At 59.8% G+C, this 15848-nt stretch carries 22 protein-coding genes and 1 pseudogene; 19 read left to right on the top strand and 4 right to left on the bottom strand.

Annotated features, from left to right (window positions below; genetic code table 11):
• The first annotated feature begins 58 nt into the window (after nt 1-58).
• The 7 genes from pmtA (at nt 59) to NA8A_RS13720 (ending at nt 5531) form a co-directional block, all read left to right on the top strand.
• The gene (gene pmtA, locus NA8A_RS13750; protein ID WP_009450922.1) at nt 59-664 is read left to right on the top strand and encodes a phospholipid N-methyltransferase PmtA; all 606 of its coding nucleotides are present in this window, start codon (nt 59-61) and stop codon (nt 662-664) included.
• A 126-nt stretch (nt 665-790) separates the two neighbouring features.
• Entirely contained in the window at nt 791-1381 is a 591-nt protein-coding gene (locus tag NA8A_RS13745) for an NADPH-dependent FMN reductase (RefSeq protein ID WP_009450921.1), read from the top strand.
• A 2-nt stretch (nt 1382-1383) separates the two neighbouring features.
• On the top strand, nt 1384-2079 hold the full coding sequence (gene pyrF / locus NA8A_RS13740) for an orotidine-5'-phosphate decarboxylase (RefSeq protein ID WP_051018010.1): 696 nt from the start codon (nt 1384-1386) through the stop codon (nt 2077-2079).
• Between the two features lie 38 nt (nt 2080-2117).
• On the top strand, nt 2118-2408 hold the full coding sequence (locus tag NA8A_RS13735) for a DUF1330 domain-containing protein (RefSeq protein ID WP_009450918.1): 291 nt from the start codon (nt 2118-2120) through the stop codon (nt 2406-2408).
• A 32-nt stretch (nt 2409-2440) separates the two neighbouring features.
• Nucleotides 2441-2989: a GNAT family N-acetyltransferase gene (locus NA8A_RS13730; RefSeq protein ID WP_009450917.1), complete on the top strand. Its 549-nt coding sequence runs from the start codon at nt 2441-2443 to the stop codon at nt 2987-2989.
• A 203-nt stretch (nt 2990-3192) separates the two neighbouring features.
• Nucleotides 3193-4599, top strand: a complete 1407-nt coding sequence (locus NA8A_RS13725; protein ID WP_009450916.1) for a polyhydroxyalkanoate depolymerase — start codon at nt 3193-3195, stop codon at nt 4597-4599.
• 410 nt (nt 4600-5009) lie between these two features.
• Nucleotides 5010-5531: a transglutaminase-like cysteine peptidase gene (locus tag NA8A_RS13720; RefSeq protein WP_240532792.1), complete on the top strand. Its 522-nt coding sequence runs from the start codon at nt 5010-5012 to the stop codon at nt 5529-5531.
• A gap of 233 nt (nt 5532-5764) precedes the next feature.
• Here NA8A_RS13720 and NA8A_RS13715 read toward each other — a convergent pair whose 3' ends face one another.
• Both NA8A_RS13715 and NA8A_RS13710 read right to left on the bottom strand, forming a co-directional pair.
• Nucleotides 5765-6841 (bottom strand): D-alanine--D-alanine ligase family protein, encoded by a 1077-nt coding sequence (locus NA8A_RS13715; protein WP_009450914.1) that lies wholly within the window; start codon nt 6839-6841, stop codon nt 5765-5767.
• Between the two features lie 328 nt (nt 6842-7169).
• Nucleotides 7170-8489, bottom strand: a pseudogene (locus tag NA8A_RS13710) (YifB family Mg chelatase-like AAA ATPase); the annotation flags it as partial.
• A gap of 172 nt (nt 8490-8661) precedes the next feature.
• Between NA8A_RS13710 and NA8A_RS13705 the strand changes: the two are divergent.
• On the top strand, nt 8662-9936 hold the full coding sequence (locus tag NA8A_RS13705) for a tyrosine-type recombinase/integrase (protein ID WP_009450912.1): 1275 nt from the start codon (nt 8662-8664) through the stop codon (nt 9934-9936).
• Here NA8A_RS13705 and NA8A_RS24385 read toward each other — a convergent pair.
• The gene (locus NA8A_RS24385; protein WP_009450911.1) at nt 9933-10385 is read right to left on the bottom strand and encodes an Arc family DNA-binding protein; all 453 of its coding nucleotides are present in this window, start codon (nt 10383-10385) and stop codon (nt 9933-9935) included. The two genes, NA8A_RS13705 and NA8A_RS24385, sit on opposite strands and share 4 nt — an antisense overlap.
• Nucleotides 10386-10509: 124 nt before the next feature.
• Here NA8A_RS24385 and NA8A_RS13695 point away from each other — a divergent pair, with 124 nt between their 5' ends.
• The 4 genes from NA8A_RS13695 to NA8A_RS13680 all read left to right on the top strand — a co-directional run bounded on the left by NA8A_RS13695 (nt 10510) and on the right by NA8A_RS13680 (nt 12000).
• Nucleotides 10510-10743: a hypothetical protein gene (locus tag NA8A_RS13695; protein ID WP_009450910.1), complete on the top strand. Its 234-nt coding sequence runs from the start codon at nt 10510-10512 to the stop codon at nt 10741-10743.
• Nucleotides 10740-11240, top strand: a complete 501-nt coding sequence (locus tag NA8A_RS13690; RefSeq protein ID WP_009450909.1) for a KilA-N domain-containing protein — start codon at nt 10740-10742, stop codon at nt 11238-11240. Before NA8A_RS13695 ends, NA8A_RS13690 begins: the two co-directional genes overlap by 4 nt.
• Nucleotides 11241-11320: 80 nt before the next feature.
• Complete coding sequence (locus tag NA8A_RS24380) at nt 11321-11755, top strand: hypothetical protein (protein ID WP_009450908.1); 435 nt, start codon at nt 11321-11323, stop codon at nt 11753-11755.
• On the top strand, nt 11752-12000 hold the full coding sequence (locus tag NA8A_RS13680) for a hypothetical protein (RefSeq protein ID WP_009450907.1): 249 nt from the start codon (nt 11752-11754) through the stop codon (nt 11998-12000). Before NA8A_RS24380 ends, NA8A_RS13680 begins: the two co-directional genes overlap by 4 nt.
• A gap of 48 nt (nt 12001-12048) precedes the next feature.
• On the opposite strand, the gene NA8A_RS13675 is transcribed toward NA8A_RS13680, so the two are convergent.
• A complete protein-coding gene (locus NA8A_RS13675) occupies nt 12049-12471 on the bottom strand; it encodes an Arc family DNA-binding protein (RefSeq protein WP_009450906.1) in 423 nt (140 codons plus the stop codon).
• 148 nt (nt 12472-12619) lie between these two features.
• Between NA8A_RS13675 and NA8A_RS13670 the strand changes: the two genes are divergently transcribed.
• The 7 genes from NA8A_RS13670 to NA8A_RS24375 form a co-directional block, all read left to right on the top strand.
• Nucleotides 12620-12811 carry a helix-turn-helix domain-containing protein gene (locus NA8A_RS13670; protein WP_009450905.1) on the top strand — a complete coding sequence of 64 codons (192 nt, stop codon included), beginning with the start codon at nt 12620-12622 and terminating at the stop codon, nt 12809-12811.
• Between the two features lie 77 nt (nt 12812-12888).
• The gene (locus tag NA8A_RS13665; RefSeq protein WP_143087955.1) at nt 12889-13149 is read left to right on the top strand and encodes a hypothetical protein; all 261 of its coding nucleotides are present in this window, start codon (nt 12889-12891) and stop codon (nt 13147-13149) included.
• A gap of 1 nt (nt 13150) precedes the next feature.
• Nucleotides 13151-13426 (top strand): macro domain-containing protein, encoded by a 276-nt coding sequence (locus tag NA8A_RS13660; protein ID WP_009450903.1) that lies wholly within the window; start codon nt 13151-13153, stop codon nt 13424-13426.
• 154 nt (nt 13427-13580) lie between these two features.
• Entirely contained in the window at nt 13581-14144 is a 564-nt protein-coding gene (locus NA8A_RS25280) for a hypothetical protein (protein ID WP_009450902.1), read from the top strand.
• A complete protein-coding gene (locus NA8A_RS25120) occupies nt 14065-14718 on the top strand; it encodes a hypothetical protein (RefSeq protein WP_157174145.1) in 654 nt (217 codons plus the stop codon). Before NA8A_RS25280 ends, NA8A_RS25120 begins: the two co-directional genes overlap by 80 nt.
• Nucleotides 14715-15185, top strand: coding sequence for a hypothetical protein (locus NA8A_RS13645; protein ID WP_009450900.1), 471 nt, complete (start codon nt 14715-14717; stop codon nt 15183-15185). The genes NA8A_RS25120 and NA8A_RS13645 overlap by 4 nt, the downstream gene beginning before the upstream one ends.
• The coding region (locus NA8A_RS24375) for a ribonuclease H family protein (RefSeq protein WP_009450899.1) at nt 15178-15848 on the top strand (671 nt) is incomplete at its 3' end. The genes NA8A_RS13645 and NA8A_RS24375, both read left to right, overlap by 8 nt.

Genomic DNA, 15848 nt, shown 5'->3' with positions numbered 1-15848 from the left:
GCGCCTGCCCGCCATGGAACTCAACCGGCGGGTTTTTTGCGAAGGAGGAAGCGGGAAGATGAGCAAGGGTCTGGGTATGCGCAAGGCGATCGCGGATCGCTTCGGTGACGAGTTGCGCTTCTTCCGGGGCTGGATCGACCAGCCGAAGGCCGTAGGTTCCATCATTCCCACATCCGGCATAACCGCACGGCGAATGGCCTCCATTATTGACCCGACGTCGGGCCTTCCGGTTCTCGAAGTCGGGCCGGGCACCGGGGTCATCACGCGGGCAATCCTCGCCCATGGCGTGAAACCGGAAAATCTCTACGCGGTCGAATATTCCGCTGATTTCGTGAAACACCTGCGCAGGTGCTATCCCGGTGTCAATGTGATCGAGGGTGATGCCTTCAATCTCGATGGGACGCTGGGCGACGACGGGCCGAAGCTCTTCGACAGCGTTGTCTCTGGTGTCCCTTTGCTCAATTTTCCGGTTCCAGCGCGGGTTGCTTATCTGGAAAGCCTCTTAGCGCGCATTCCCGAAGGGCGCCCGGTGGTTCAGCTCACCTACGGCCCGAAATCTCCGGTTCCGCCTGGGCGCGGAAACTACACGGTTGAGCATTTCGATTTCATCCTGCGCAACATTCCGCCGACGCGGCTCTGGGTTTATCGCAGGGCCAGGCATTAGCCTTTCCTTTTTTGCTTTTCGTTTTGATATCCCCGGTTGCCGGGCAGGCTCTGTGGCGGCATCCTCAAGGCCATTGATTGATATCGGCAATGCCTATACCCCTCTTCGAAACAGAGGAGCTTGCCGATGATCCCCAGAATCCTGGTCTTTGCCGGGTCCACCCGCACAGGCGCCTTCAGCGGGCGCACCGCCGACGCTGCCACCAAGGAGCTTGCAGAGCAGGGGGCCGAGGTGACGCGCATATCCCTGGCAGATTATCCGCTGCCGATCATGGATCAGGATCTGGAAAAGGAAAAAGGAATTCCCGAAAGCGCATTGAAGCTGGGTGGTCTCATCGCTGCGCATGATGGCGTGTTGATCGCCAGCCCGGAATACAATGCCTCCATTCCGCCCCTTCTGAAAAACACCGTCGACTGGGTGTCCCGCATCTCGAAAATCGATGGAAGGCCGGTGCGTCCCTGGGCGGGCAAGGTCGTGGGACTTTGTTCGTCGTCCGATGGCAATTTCGCCGGCATTCGCGGGCTATATCATTTGCGGGCGGTGCTGATGAACTGCCGCGCCGAGATCGTGACGCCGCAATGCTCCGTCGCGCGGGCACAGGATGCCTTCGACGAGGAAGGCAATTTCAAGGATGAACGTACGCGCGGAATGATGGAGGGCGTCTGCCGTGCTGTCATCGAGCATGCGCGCCTTCTGTCCAACCGGGTGGAGGCCTGAAGATGACCCTAGCCATGCGTGACCGCCTGATCGTCGGTCTTGATGTTCCGACCCTGACGGAGGCAGACCGCATCGTTGCCACGCTCGGCGACACGGTTTCGTTCTATAAGATCGGCCACCAGCTTGCCTTTGCCGGCGGGTTGGGCTTTGCACGCGAGCTCACCGGCGCCGGCAAGAAGGTCTTTCTCGACATGAAGCTTTTGGATATCGACAACACGGTGGCCAAGGGCGTGGAGAACATTGCGCGCATGGGCATGTCGATGTTGACCATCCATGCCTATCCCAAGGCCATGCGTGCGGCCGTCGAGGCAGCCAGGGGGTCGGGTCTCACACTGCTCGGTGTCACCGTGCTCACATCCATGGACGATGCGGACCTGAAGGAAGCCGGGTATGCGGCCAGCGCGCGGGACCTGGTTCTGAAGCGCGCCGCGCAGGCGCGGGATGCGGGCATGGGCGGCATCGTTTGCGCCCCGACCGAGGTTGCAGAAGTGAGTGCCGTCACGGGCGCCGGCATGGCGGTGGTCACTCCGGGCATCCGGCCGGCGGGGAGTGAGCGCGGCGACCAGAAGCGCATCATGACGCCGGCCGATGCCATTCGCGCCGGCAGCACGCATCTGGTGGTTGCGCGGCCGGTCGTTGCCGCGGAAGATCCGAAAGCGGCGGCGCAGGCCATTCTCGACGAAATGGCGGCCGCCTGAATACGTGAGCACAGGTTTAAGAGAGGGAGGAGCCGAAGATGCCCAAGGGATATTGGATCGCACATGTGGATGTCCGCGACCCTGAGCGGTACAAGGACTATGTGTCCACCGCCAAGCTCGCTTTCGAGCGATATGGCGCGCGCTTTCTGGCGCGCGGTGGTGCATGGGACGGGCTTGAAGGCACCGGGCGCGGGCGCAATGTGGTGATCGAGTTTCCTTCTCTGCAGGCTGCACGCGATTGTTACAATTCGCCTGAATATCAGGCTGCAAAGGCGATCCGCACCACGGTGGCAGAGGCGGACATGATCCTCGTCGAAGGTGCGGAATAACCCTGAAGCCGGGTGGGACCCCTGAAATAGGCATGGGCAGAACCACGGTCGAGCCTGGCCCGGATTATGTAATCCGGGCTTATCGCGACAGCGATGCTGAGCGTTTGTCGGATGTCGAAAAGCGCGCAGCGCAGCTTTTTGCCGTGCATGGATATCCCGACATTGCGGAAGCGCCCGCGACAAGGGTGGAAGATTTCGACGCCATCGCGTCGCAGAACCGGATTTTCGTGGCCGTGCATGCACAGGAGGGACCAGCAGGCTTCGCAATCGCTGGCCCCGTATCCTCTTTTCTTCACCTGTTGGAACTTTCCGTCGCTCCGGAGCACGGCCGGCGTGGGCTGGGCGGGGCGTTGCTGGCTGCCGTAGTGGAGGCAAGCCGGGCGCAGGGCCTGGAAGGAGTGTCGCTCAGCACGTTTCGCACGCTGCCGTTCAATGGGCCTTTCTATGCGCGCCATGGCTTCGTTGAGCTGCCGTTGGAGGAAGCGCCTGAGGCCTTGAAAGAGCGCTTTTTTGCCGAAATTCCACCTGGTGTTGCAGCGCAGAGCCGTTTTTTGATGCTGCGACGCAACACCAAAATATAAGTCTAAACCTCTTTTTCCTTTTTTATATCAGTATTTTGTGTAGCGGCCCTCTTTTTGCCGGAGGCCTAAAGCCCGTGTTTCTATTGCAACGCAGCAAAAGTGGGGTAGTCTAGAGGTCAAGCAAATGACCAAGGCTTCGCCGCCGCGCGTTCCCAACCGCTGAGCGGCGCGGCATGAGCGAAGGTCGCCCAGGAACCCAAGCGATGTATTATCAGCTTTATGAATTTAACCACGCCGCGCTGCAGCCGGCGCGGGCCTATGCCGACGCCGTACGGCTTTTCTACAGCAACCCATTAAACCCCATGGCGCAGACTTATCTCGGTCGCACACTCGCTGCGGGCGCAGAACTTTTCGAGCGTACTACCCGCCGCTACACCAAGCCGGCATTCGGCCTCACCGAAACCAATGTGAACGGCGTGCGCGTCGCGGTGCATGAGGAGATCGTCTGGAAGAAGCCATTCTGCCAGCTCCTGCATTTCAAGCGCGATCTGCCGGAAGGTGCGCGGCGTGGCCCCTCCATCCTTATGGTTGCGCCGATGTCCGGTCACTATGCAACCTTGTTGCGGGGCACGGTGGAAACCATGCTGCCCTATGCGGATGTCTATATCACCGACTGGACCGATGCGCGTACGGTCGCGCTTTCCGAGGGCATGTTCGACCTCGATGATTTCATCGATTACCTGATCGAAATGTTCCAGCACCTTGGGCCTGATACGCATGTGATGGCCGTTTGCCAGCCTTCCGTTCCGGTGCTGGCGGCTGTCTCTTTGATGGAAGCGCGCAAGGATAAATGCACGCCTGCCAGCATGACCCTGATGGGCGGCCCGATCGACACGCGCCAGAACCCCACTGCCGTCAACAAGCTGGCGGAAGAAAAAGGCATTGGCTGGTTCCGCGAGAATGCCGTGATGCCAGTGCCATGGCCGAATCCCGGTTTCATGCGCATGGTCTATCCCGGCTTTCTGCAGCTTTCCGGCTTCATGAGCATGAACCTCGACCGCCATATTACGGCGCACAAGGAGTTTTTCATGCATCTGGTGAAGAACGACGGCGATTCCGCCGAGAAACACCGTGACTTCTATGACGAATATCTGGCGGTGATGGATCTGACCGCCGAGTTTTATCTGCAGACGGTCGAAACGGTGTTCATCCGCCACGATCTGCCCAAAGGCCAGATGAAGCATCGTGGCAAACTTGTCGATCCGAAGGCAATTCGTCGTGTGGCTCTTCTGACGGTAGAGGGCGAGAACGACGATATTTCCGGCGTCGGCCAGACGGAAGCAGCCCACAGGCTGTGCGAGAACATCCCGGCGGACATGCGCCATCACTATCTTCAGCCCGCGGTAGGCCATTACGGGGTCTTCAATGGCTCGCGGTTCCGCTCGGAGATCGCGCCGCGCATCCTCGATTTCATGCGCAGCAATCCGGCGGGACAGGCCGAAAAGACTTCGGCGACCGCAACATCGGCTCCCAAGCCGCGTGCCGCCGCACCGAAAAAACCTGCCGCAGCAACGTCCGGCAAGGGGGGGCCGCGCAAGACGGCGAGTTCGCGCGCCAAGAGCGGAAAGGCCACAACCGCCGCACGGCGAAACGGTCCCAAACCGGCTTGAGCGAAAGCCGGTTTGACCGGGAACAGGGCGACGCCTGCTGCGGTGTCGCTCATGAAGTTGGTTGCGGTCACGGCGATTTGCATTTTCGCAACAGCCACCGCGCAAAAACCGCTCCTCACCGTCTCGGCGGTAACCATCCTTGAAACTTTGTCCCTGCATCGATTGACAGTCGACCGTTCTGCTTCTTAACGTTTCATTAACGATAGAAAGAAGCGGAGAGCGGCATGATGGCTGCTTGGCGGGGGGGCTTCCTCTTTGGAGGCCACGGGCGGAATGTGGCCGCGATATCTCGCGGAATCTTATCCGTCTTATGCAGGGGCGCGTTTCGCGCCCGGTCGGGCTTTGCCCTGACCGCGCTTTCTGGCGTGCTGCTGGCCATTGGCTTGGCACAAGCCGAAGCCGGAAACAGCATGGCCACTGGCGGGCTCACGTCGCAGCCCATCGGCCATTACGAATTCTGCAAGGCCAATCCGCTGGAATGTTCTTTGCGCCCACGGGACACGGGGCCTGAGAAGATGAACAAGGCGCTCTGGCGCAAGCTGGTCTCTGTCAACAAGTCGGTCAATCAGGCTGTCAAGCCGATGAACGACATCGATATCTACGGCGAGGAGGAAGTCTGGACCTATCCGTCGACGGGCGTAGGCGATTGCGAGGACTACGTGCTGGAGAAGCGCCGGGCGCTGATGCGCAAGGGAATATCGCTGGCCAATCTCCTGATCACTGTCGTGCGTAAGCCCGATGGCGAAGGGCACGCAATCCTCACGGTGCGCACGGACCGTGGAGATTTCGTTCTCGACAATCTGAATGACACGGTAAAGCTCTGGAACCAGACCGGCTATCGCTATCTGAAGCGTCAGGCGAGCAACCACACGGGCATGTGGGTAAGTCTGCGCGAAGACAACAACCCGGTCGTGGGCGCCGTCAGCCAGTAACCGCCAGGGGTGGCTGAACCCGTCCGAAAACTGCTGGGGGATTACGCGGTGGTCGGGCAGCTTTACCCGAAAGACATTTTGCAGACAGCTGAACGGAGCTTAGGTCTGCATAAATCTGAAAGCGTGAAAATCGAACGCCCTTTGAGCATCCTTTTGGGTCTCAAAGAGTGCGGCACGTTATTGAACTATGCACCGTGCTTTCCGAAAATCGCTTCCGGCTCTCGGCGGATACTCTAGCCGTTGCGGTCGGCGCGTGTCAGGCCATGAGCGATCAGCCGGTCGATCACGTCTGGATAGGCGATGCCGCTCGCTGCCATCGCCTTCGCATACATGCTGATATTCGTGAAGCCGGGAATGGTGTTGAGCTCGTTGACGAGAAAGCGCATATCCTCGGTGACGAAGAAGTCCACGCGAGCCATCGCGTCGCAGCCCAAGGCCTGGAAGGCTTTTCCAGCGGTTTCGCGGATAGCCGCCTCCACCGCTTCGGGCAGCACGGCAGGCACCACCAGCTGGGCGCCGGCCTCATCGATATATTTCGCTTCATAGCTGTAGAAGCCATGGCTTTGGCCGGTCACGATCTCGCCGGGCCGTGAAACGAAAAGCGTGCCTTGCGCGTCTTCAAGGACGCTGCATTCGATCTCGCGGCCTTTGATGAATTCTTCGGCGAGGAGCTTGCCGTCATGCCGGAAACCCAGTTCGAGCGCCGCGAGGTAGTCGTCTTCACCTGTGACCTTGCTCACGCCGACTGACGAACCCTGTCGGGCAGGCTTGATGAAGAGTGGCAGGCCGAGCTCACCAGAAAGCGCCGCAAACTTGGGCGCCTCTCCCCGACGAATGGTGATGGAACGGGCGGCGGGAAGACCGGCCTGGAGAAGCAGGCGCTTGGCAATGTCCTTGTCGAGCGCTGTGGCCGACCCCAGAACGCCGCAGCCGATCAGTGGTACGAGGGCCACTTCCGCCAGCCCCTGAACCGCCCCGTCTTCCCCCGGAAGCCCATGCAGAACCGGGAAGAGCGCTGAGATGGCGGGAAGCTCGAACGGAGCGCCCTCCGGGGGGATCGCGAGCAACCGGCCCCTGCCGCCCGGCACCGGGCAAATCTCGGTTCCAGATGCGGGTTGCGTCAGTTCTCCGCCCTCAAAATGGCTGAGAAGCCAAACACCTTCACGTGTGATGAACACCGGAATCACGTCGTATTTCTCCGGATCCATCGCTCGCACGGCGTTCGTGGCCGAAAGCACCGAGACGTCGTGTTCGGCGGATCGCCCGCCGAAGAGAACAGCAATCCGCAGTCTGCTGGAAGAATTGGTCAAGATGCACTCCGAAGCAGGATCACAAACCTTTCGTGCAGCGATACCCTGCTTTCGCATTGGCGGGAAGAGCGCTTCCAGGGCGTCGAACACCGACTTGCCCGAAGGTAGGGCTCTCATTGCTCTGGGCGCCCTTGATCGCCTGCCGGGCAGGCCGGGGATTTCCGGTTTTTAAAGGCGGATACGGTGAGGAAAAGACAAGGGCATCATCGGTCGCGGGGCAGATGTTCGAACAAAGCGATCCGTATGCGTGACCGACATCGAATTGTACCTCACGCGCCAACCATGGCTGCAGCAATGGAATAGTCCCGATGGACAGGCGCCCGGCAATTCATGCCGCCTGCGGCAGCCGTGCACCGGCCGTGCGGTAGGAGATGGCCTCGGCAAGATGGATACGCCTGACCGCTTCTGCCCCGTCAAGGTCTGCAAGCGTGCGGGCCACCTTCAGCACGCGATGATAGGCGCGCGCCGAAAACCCGAGTTTCTCGCTCGCCTCGCGGATCAGGCGCGCGCCGTCTGCGTCCAGGCTTACGATTTCCTCGATCATGGAGGCGGAACAGGCCGCATTCGTGGTCCAGTCCGGCAGGCCGAGTGCGGAAAAGCGCCGCCGCTGCACGTCACGTGCGCGCGCGACGCGCTCGGCGACCGTGGCGCTTGTCTCCGCAGGGGCGGAGGATGCACCGATAAGATCCGTTGCGGAGACAGCAGGAACGTCGATCCGCAGGTCGATCCGATCCAGCAATGGACCTGAAATGCGCGCTTGGTAGTCTACCTGGCAGCGTGGCCCACGCTGGCATCGATGGCCCGGCTCGCCCGCCATGCCGCAGCGGCACGGATTCATGGCGGCGATAAGCTGGATGCGTGCGGGATAGCTGATCCTGTGGTTGGCGCGGGCAATCACGCATTCGGCTGTTTCGAGAGGCTGGCGGAGTGAATCGAGCACCTGCGGCGAGAACTCGGGCAATTCATCCAGAAACAGCACGCCATGATGCGAAAGGGAAGCTTCGCCCGGCCGCGCCCGCAATCCGCCGCCAACAATGGCCGCCATGGATGCGGAATGATGCGGTGCGCGGAAAGGGCGCCGGTCCGTGAGCTTGCCTTCCGCGAGTTCACCCGCGATGGAGGCGATCATGGACACCTCCAGCAGTTCTTTGGGCGAGAGGGGTGGCAAGATGGATGGAAGACGTTGCGCCAGCATCGATTTTCCGGCGCCGGGCGGGCCGATCATGAGCATGTTGTGGCCGCCGGCAGCGGCCACTTCGAGCGCGCGGCGCGCGGTCTCCTGCCCCTTTATGTCGGCCAGATCGGGTCCTTTCGTCGCTTGCGGTCCCATGGAAGGCTCCGGTCTCGTCATCACCTGCGTACCCCGGAAGTGATTGGCGAGCGCGATCAGGCTGCGTGGCGCCAGAATGTCGATATCGGTGCCGGCCCAGGCAGCCTCCGGTCCGCAGGCGTGTGGACAGATTAACCCCTTGCCCATGGCGTTGGCTCCGATCGCTGCAGGAAGAACACCGTTCACCGCTGCCACTGTTCCGTCGAGGGAAAGTTCGCCCAGAACCACATATTCGGACAATGCATCAGCCGGTACCGCGCCAAGCGCCGCCATAAGCCCAAGGGCGATGGGCAAGTCATAATGGCTTCCTTCCTTGGGCGGCAGCATGGCATTATCCCGCTATAGATGGAGTTTCCCCATCCTTTCCAATGCCATGCGATGCAAGGCTTGCCGTGTTCCCTTACCTTTTCCCATCATGCCGGCAAGTGGCTCTTGTTTCCTGCATTGTGGTGAGCATACTGTGAGTTGACGCTCACCAAGGAAGCCCACCGTGCCGAAACTCACCAAGTCTGTTGTCGACAATGCCGATCCTCGCGAGAAGCAATACACCGTCTGGTGCTCCGACCTTAAGGGCTTCGGCTTCTACGTCCATCCATCCGGCTCGAAAACCTATTTCGTGGACTATCGTGTTGACGGTCGGCGGCGGCGGATGACCATCGGCAAGCACGGCGTATTGACTGCGGACCAAGCCCGCAAGCTGGCAATCGAAACCATGGGCGGGGTGGTGCTCAAGAAGGCCGATCCTCTGCTGGAGAGACGGACGCGCCGAAATTCGCTCACGGTGGCGCAGCTCTGCGACCAGTACATGAGCGTGGCGGAGAAAGGTCAGATCCTTGGGCGGCGAACGAACCGGCCAAAGAAAGCCTCCACCATCGAGATTGATCGTGGCCGCATCGCTCGGCACATCAAGCCACTCCTCGGCAACAAGCTCGTTATCGACCTCACCCGCGCGGACGTGACGAAGTTCATGCGTGACGTGGCGGCCGGCAAGACAGCGCGCAAGGATCGATCCGGGAAGAACGGAGCCCGAGTAGAGGTCAAGGGCGGCATCGGCACGGCAGCCCGCACCACGGGCTTTCTCGGCGGCATTCTCACCTACGCCGTTGATGAGGGCATCATCCCCAGCAATCCCGCTCAGGGCATCAAACTGCCTGCCGATGGCGTACGGACCCGCCGTCTTGTGCCTGACGAGTACAGGGCGCTTGGAAAGGCGCTGACCGGCGAGACTGCCGAATACGACACCCCTCAAGCAGTGACAGGAGCGTTGCTGCTGGTGCTGACCGGCTGCCGCCTTGGGGAGATCGTAAAGCTGCGCTGGTCGGAGGTGGACGAGGAAGGCCAGTGCTTTCGGCTGGAGGACAGCAAGAGCGGTCCATCAGTGCGCCCGGTCGGCAAGGAAGCATTCGACGTGCTGCGGAAGGCGCTGCGCGTGCCTGGCAATCCCTACGTCCTCCCGGCACTACGGAAGAACGGCCACTACAACGGCCTGTCGGGGGCGTGGGCGCGCTTCATGGAGCGGGCCGATCTGGAAGGCGTGACGCCTCACACCATGCGCCATAGCTATGCCAGTGTGGCGGGCGACATCGGGTTTGCCGAGAGCACCATCGCCGCATTGCTCGGACACACCACAGGCACAGTCACGAGCCGCTATATCCATAGGCTCGACAGCGTGCTCGTGGCGGCTGCGAACAAGGTCTGCGGGGAAGTACATCGCCAGATGACCGGCGAGAGCGGGAAGGTACTGGAGATGCCGAGGCGGGCTTAGCTCTTTTCGTCGTCAACTGGATCAGGGAACGGATCTTCCTCAGAGGGCCAATTGGCGTCATCGAACGGGTTCTCGTGCCGTTCGCGCAGGTTCTCCTGTTCCTCTTCCTGCCAACGCTCGAACCGCTCAGAAACCAATTTATTGAACTCAGGCGGCGTTTTCAGAGCGCCACTGTAAACGTCACCGATTGTGTCCTGTACCGCTGCGACAAGACGGTCAACGCCTTCGTAGGTGTTGTCACCCTTCAGGATTGAAACCATATCGGCCAGCTCATTAAGCTTCTCGTCGATGGTGGTTGGCGCAGGAAAATATTGATCCAGACACCAGACGATCGCCTCATTCATAGACATGCCCGCGCGGTCAGCCTTCGCCTTGATCCGATCCCGCATGCCGTCTGGCAGACGAACGACGAATTTATCCTGATCCTTGGCTGCTGATTTTTTGACCATTTTACTCACGCACAAAAAAGATGGCACCAATGCCACCACATCATTGACATAAGCATCCTTCTGGGGAATATTCCAGTGATGGCACCGATGCCATCAACCTTACTGGAATAGGATTTAACAAACGATGAATGACGAAAAGCCACGTCTTCGCCGGTCAGAGGTTCCGGCATATCTCGCGGAGAAACACGGCATCCCGATTGCCGTCGCCACTCTAAACAAGCTCGCTTCCATCGGCGGTGGTCCGCTGATGACCTACTCGGGACGCATCCCGCTCTACCATGTTGATGATCTGGACAAATGGGCCGCTGAACGGCTCTCGGAGCCGGTTCGTTCGACCAGCGATCGGAGGGTGGCATGAACACCGCAGTTCAAATGGTCGACTACGCAGGCAGCCGCATCTCTCTCAAGGGCGAAATGATCAGCCTGACTGGAATGTGGAAGGCGTCGGGCTCCGACCCGCAGAAGGCGCCTGCGAAATGGCGCGCTCTCCCCGGCAGCCAAGCCTTTGTTGAGCACGTAGCCGATATTGTCGGAAAATCCGATATTATCTCGGCAGGTCGTGGCCGGAACGGCGTGACATGGGCTCACTGGCAGATCGCCATGGCCTACGCGAAGTACCTCTCCCCGGAATTTCATATGTGGTGCAACACGGTTGTCCGCGAACGGATGGAAGGCCGCGCCGCATCGGTGGATTTCCCCTCCGAGCTGATCGAGATGATCAAGCGGACGGACGGCATTGTCCGAATGCTTGCGAACAAGGTCACCAAGATCGAGCGCGCCGTTGGAGATGGATCACATCAGGAGCCGGCAGCCTTCACGATCACTGTCGAGCCTCGCAAGGGGAATGCAGCATGACACGCACCCAAAAGAAAGGCCCGGCAGAGGCTGCAACCTCTCCGGACCGTGGTTCTAACCCTACCCCAACAGGTGAGAATATGAACGCGAAGACCGATAGCACGTCCACGGGCGCTGCCGCAACTGTCACCTTGAGCAAGGCCGAGCTGTCGGCCCTGACTGCAAAGCACCTCCACCATGTAGCCGATGCGCTTTACGTAGGGCGTGAGGCGCTGCTCGGCATCAGCAATGAGCCGAGGTTTCGCAACAGCGACGACAGCCTCAACCCCGCTGGCGACGTGGTTTCCAAGGTCGCTGAGTTCTTCGACGTGCTGTTCGATGAGGTCCGAAAGATCGCGACCGCGTCCGATCCTGTCGATCCCCAGATGGATGAGCATCGCGCATGGCTGCTGCTCAAGCTGAATGTCTGGCTCTCGGATGACCTCGCTGATTTCAGCGCGCTGGCTGCCAGCTTGGTCGCGCGTCATCACGGCGTTGCTTTCCGCTCCAGCAATAGCGGGAGGGCAGCGGCATGAGCGCCAACACCACCCATGCCGATCTGGAATGCCCTGTCTACGATGTGGTCGACATGGCGCACCTCACTCTCCAGATCATCCACGATCTTCTGGAAGAGCATCGCGGCTCGGACATGGTCACCCTCACCGCACGGCAGGCCGACACGGGCCTCTACGCTGCTCGCCTGATGCTTGAGAAGGCCGAAGAGGTCAAACGGATATGGCACGAGGTCCACGACGCTCAGAAGCGCGGAGGTGTCTCATGACCGTTTTCTCTTCGCCCTTGCCGTTGGTCCATGTGCGCTTGCGGACGCTCATTCGTCAGAGCCTTCCCCCTTACCGCGCCCAGCGATTTCCTTCGCAATCTCCTTCAAGAGGGTTTCGCCATCCTCCTTGCTGCCCTTCATTCGCTGAGCGAAGACCAGCAACGAATCTCGGTAGGCGGCTGTCACGCCCTCCTGATAGGCGACCTGCCCGCGAAGCTCTTCTACCTTTTCCCGTAGCTTCTCAATTTCTTCTCGCAATTCCTGCGCCTGTGATGCTTGCGCCTCAAGTTTCGCGATCTCGGAATCAGCGGTCATCCAAAACTGATGGAGATTATCATGCTCCGTAATCCGAGCGATGAGCTCAGCATTCATTGATCGGTCATGCCTCCGAGCGGCCTCTTTGATGCGATCGCGCAAACCATCTGGGAAACGGAGCATGAACCCGTCTGACTTGCTCCTGTTTTCGGCCATCTCTCTAAGTTCTCCACATTTAAGATGTCCTTTGGATATTTTCGATCTTGCGTCAATAATGTCCAATGGATATAACGACATTCGATGATGTCCATTGGATATCTTCTACGCAAGCAACAACGACAAACGTGGTTTAAGGAAACTTAAAATGAGCGAAGAGAAGGAACTCGATTTGGTCTGGGGCGTGCAGGCGATTGCCGACATTATCGGCCGCTCCTACCAGCAGACCTATCACATGATCGCAGGCGGCAAGCTGCCGATGGTGAAGCAAATCGGTGAGCGCTATGTCGTCAGCCGCAGCAAGCTGATCGCCTTCTTCATGGAGGAAGACGCAGCATGACCCAGAAACAAAAACGGCCCGGAGGTGCTGGCACACCTTCCGAGCCTGTGTTCAACAGCATCCCAACAGGTGAGCAAATGAACAGCACAAGCGATAGCACCCCGCCGGCCGCGCGTACAGACCCACGTGGCGAAATGCGCATGGAGCGCATCCGTCGTCTTTCGCAGGAGCTTTCCAACGCTCTTGCAGACTGGATCGAAGAGGAGATGCAGGGCGAGAAATGGGCAATCCGCATCTTCCCGCCTGCCTCGGATCGGCATGCGATCTTTCTGGAAAACCTCGATGCCTACAAAACCCCGAATTGGGACATGGTGTTCCCAAGCAGCAAGGGGGTGTGACATGGCTGCAAACAACTCTCATTTCGACCATGTTCCCGTCTGGAACATGAGCCCCTTGGAATGCCCGGTCTACGATCTGGTCGACATGGCTCACCTCACCATGGAGACCATCCGCAATCTGCTTGAAGAGCATCGCTGCAATGATCGTGTCGTGCTCACAGCACGGCAGGCCGATACAGGCCTCTACGTTGCCCGCCTGATGCTGGAGAAGGCCGAGGAGGTCAAACGCATCTGGCACGAAATCCACGATGCCCAGAAGCGTGGAGGTGCCTCATGACGAGAACGGTTCCCCAGATGCCGGCCGCAGATTCCCGCTTAGGGCCGCAGACCATTCCGGGCCTGCTTATCGCGATCCCTTTCCTCTGGTGCAAGATTTGGCGGCTTCGTGCCGCCAACGCCTTCCTTTCCATGCGCTTGCGGAGGAGGGGCCTATGAGCAAGGCAGCTCGAGAGTGGTTCAAGCGCCAGAAGATCGAGGACAAGTCGCTCACAGCAATCCTCCAGGCGCTGGCAGCGTCCACCGAGGACGGTGTGTGCAGGATCACGCAGAAGAAGCTCACTTCCAAATCAGGCTTGGGTGAGCGCACGGTCAGGGCCGGCATATCGACACTTGAGGTGCTTGGCGTCGTTCATCGGACGAAACAACCCGGCTGGGGGAAGCGTGGGCGCGCAGTCGATGTCATCTGCCTCGCACTTGATCTCGATTTCGACATTGATCGAGAGGCCGTTCTTGCCGCTAAATCCGGAAAGGGAATAAGCGGCAAACCTGCCGGTGTGCCCCACGGTGAATTAAGCGGCAATTTTGCCGGTGCCCCCACGCTCGGACGGTGTGTGCAGGATCACGCAAGCTCAACTCGCCAAGAAAGTCAGCATGTCGGATCGGAATGTCCGGCGTGGTCTAACCGCTCTGGAGACCATGGGCGTCATCGCGCGATCCAAGCAATCGGAATGGGGAAAACGAGGGCGCGCCACCGATGTCATTTGCCTCTCGCTTGATGTCGATTTTGACGTGAGCAAAGAGGACGTATTTGCCGCTAAATCCGGAAAGATATTAAGCGGACAAATGTCCGGTGTGCCCCAGAGCCAGTTAAGCGGACAAATGTCCGGTGCCCCCACGCTGTCCCATATAAGGAAGAGTATATACGGTGATGGCGGCGCTGAAATTCATCGCTGCGTTGGAAGAGTTTTCTTCGAAAAAGATCGTCAGCTTTGGAGAGCAAAGCTCAAGGTTGACGGCTTCGAATTGGACCTCGGCAGGCACGAGGCTCAAGACCTCGCGGAAGCTGAAATCCGAGTAGCCATTCGAGAGATCGAATTCACAGCCGCTCATCCAGCTGGCACGCCCGTGCATCCGAAACTCAATCCCTCCCTGAAAAATCTTCAAGGCGAAGAGCTCTGTGATTTCCTCTTCGGTTCTGACCAGGAGATGGGCAGACCTTCGGGCCGCGCAGCGGCACGTGGAGGGTCCGGGAGATCATCTCCCGGTCTGGGGTGCGGGGATGAAATCCCTGCATCGCGAAGCGACACAGCTCTTCATCCGCGCGCGCGAGACGAAAAGGAATCGACATGACGAAATTCGTAGACATTGAAGCCGGTGGCTATGCGCTTGTTCTCGATGATGCGCACTTCGACCCGAGCAAGGATATTTCCGAGAACCTCAGCGGCCTTGCTAGTTGCGGCTACGACTTCACCAGCAATTGGGATCGTGATGATCCCGAAACCATGATGCCCGTTCTCCGGGTTACCAAGGTGATGCCCAAGACCTTTATGGCCGAAGGCGAGTTGCGCCATGGAGCGCGGCGCGAGGCGTATTCCGGTCGGCGTTATCGCGAGGACGTTGTGGCGTTCTCGAACGATCAGAAGGAGCTTCTGGCTCTGCGTGATCGCCTGTTCGAGATTGGCGAGCGTGCCGACCGGGAGATCAAGGCGCGCGCCGACAAGGTTGTGCTGCCGATTGTGGAGCAATTCAGGAAGCAGGCCCTGACGGAGTTGCACGAGGCGCTGCCCGGACATTTCGGGGAGGCGAGCGATGTATGAGTTTCCTGACGGCCTGCACCGCCTCCGTGACTGGCTCCGAGCTCAGGGCATGGACGTAGCCGCCTTCAAGACCGAGAGACAGGCCGCCTTCATGGCGCAGCGTCTTGCCGGGACACGTTTCAGGTTCCCGGCCAAGGGGGCAACCTGCTTTCCGGTTCTGCAGCAGATCCAGAAGGCGTTGCCCTATCATGCTGCCGGCGCTCTGGACGGCTCGAAGAAGTGCAGGTCACCGCGCAAGCGTGGTGGCAAGAGCGGCGCTCGACCCGCACCGGTCAGCGCAACCGGCCTATCTGACGGGTTGGTGATCTTCGCGGATGGCGCATGTGATCCGAACCCCGGCCCCGGTGGGTGGGGATTTGCCGTCTATCGCGACGGCCGCGAGATCCACGCCGACTGTGGGGGCGATCCCGACACCACGAACAACATCATGGAAATGACCGGGGTGCTGATGGCGCTCCAGTGGTTTCGTGATCGCGGCGTTGTCGAGCCCGTGCGCCTGCTCTGCGACAGCCGGTATGTGGTCAATGGCTGCAACACCTGGCGTCACGGCTGGAAGGAAAAGGGCTGGAAGCGCGGCCCGGAGAAGCAACTGGCGAACGCCGAACTCTGGCAGGAACTGGACGCGGCGCTGGCAATGGTTCCGATCACTCTGGAATGGGTGAA

Source organism: Nitratireductor indicus C115 (assembly GCF_000300515.1).
Classification (GTDB): Bacteria; Pseudomonadota; Alphaproteobacteria; order Rhizobiales; family Rhizobiaceae; genus Nitratireductor; species Nitratireductor indicus.
The sequence above is the reverse complement of the archived record's forward strand: the minus strand, read 5'-3'. Positions and strand labels throughout refer to the sequence as shown.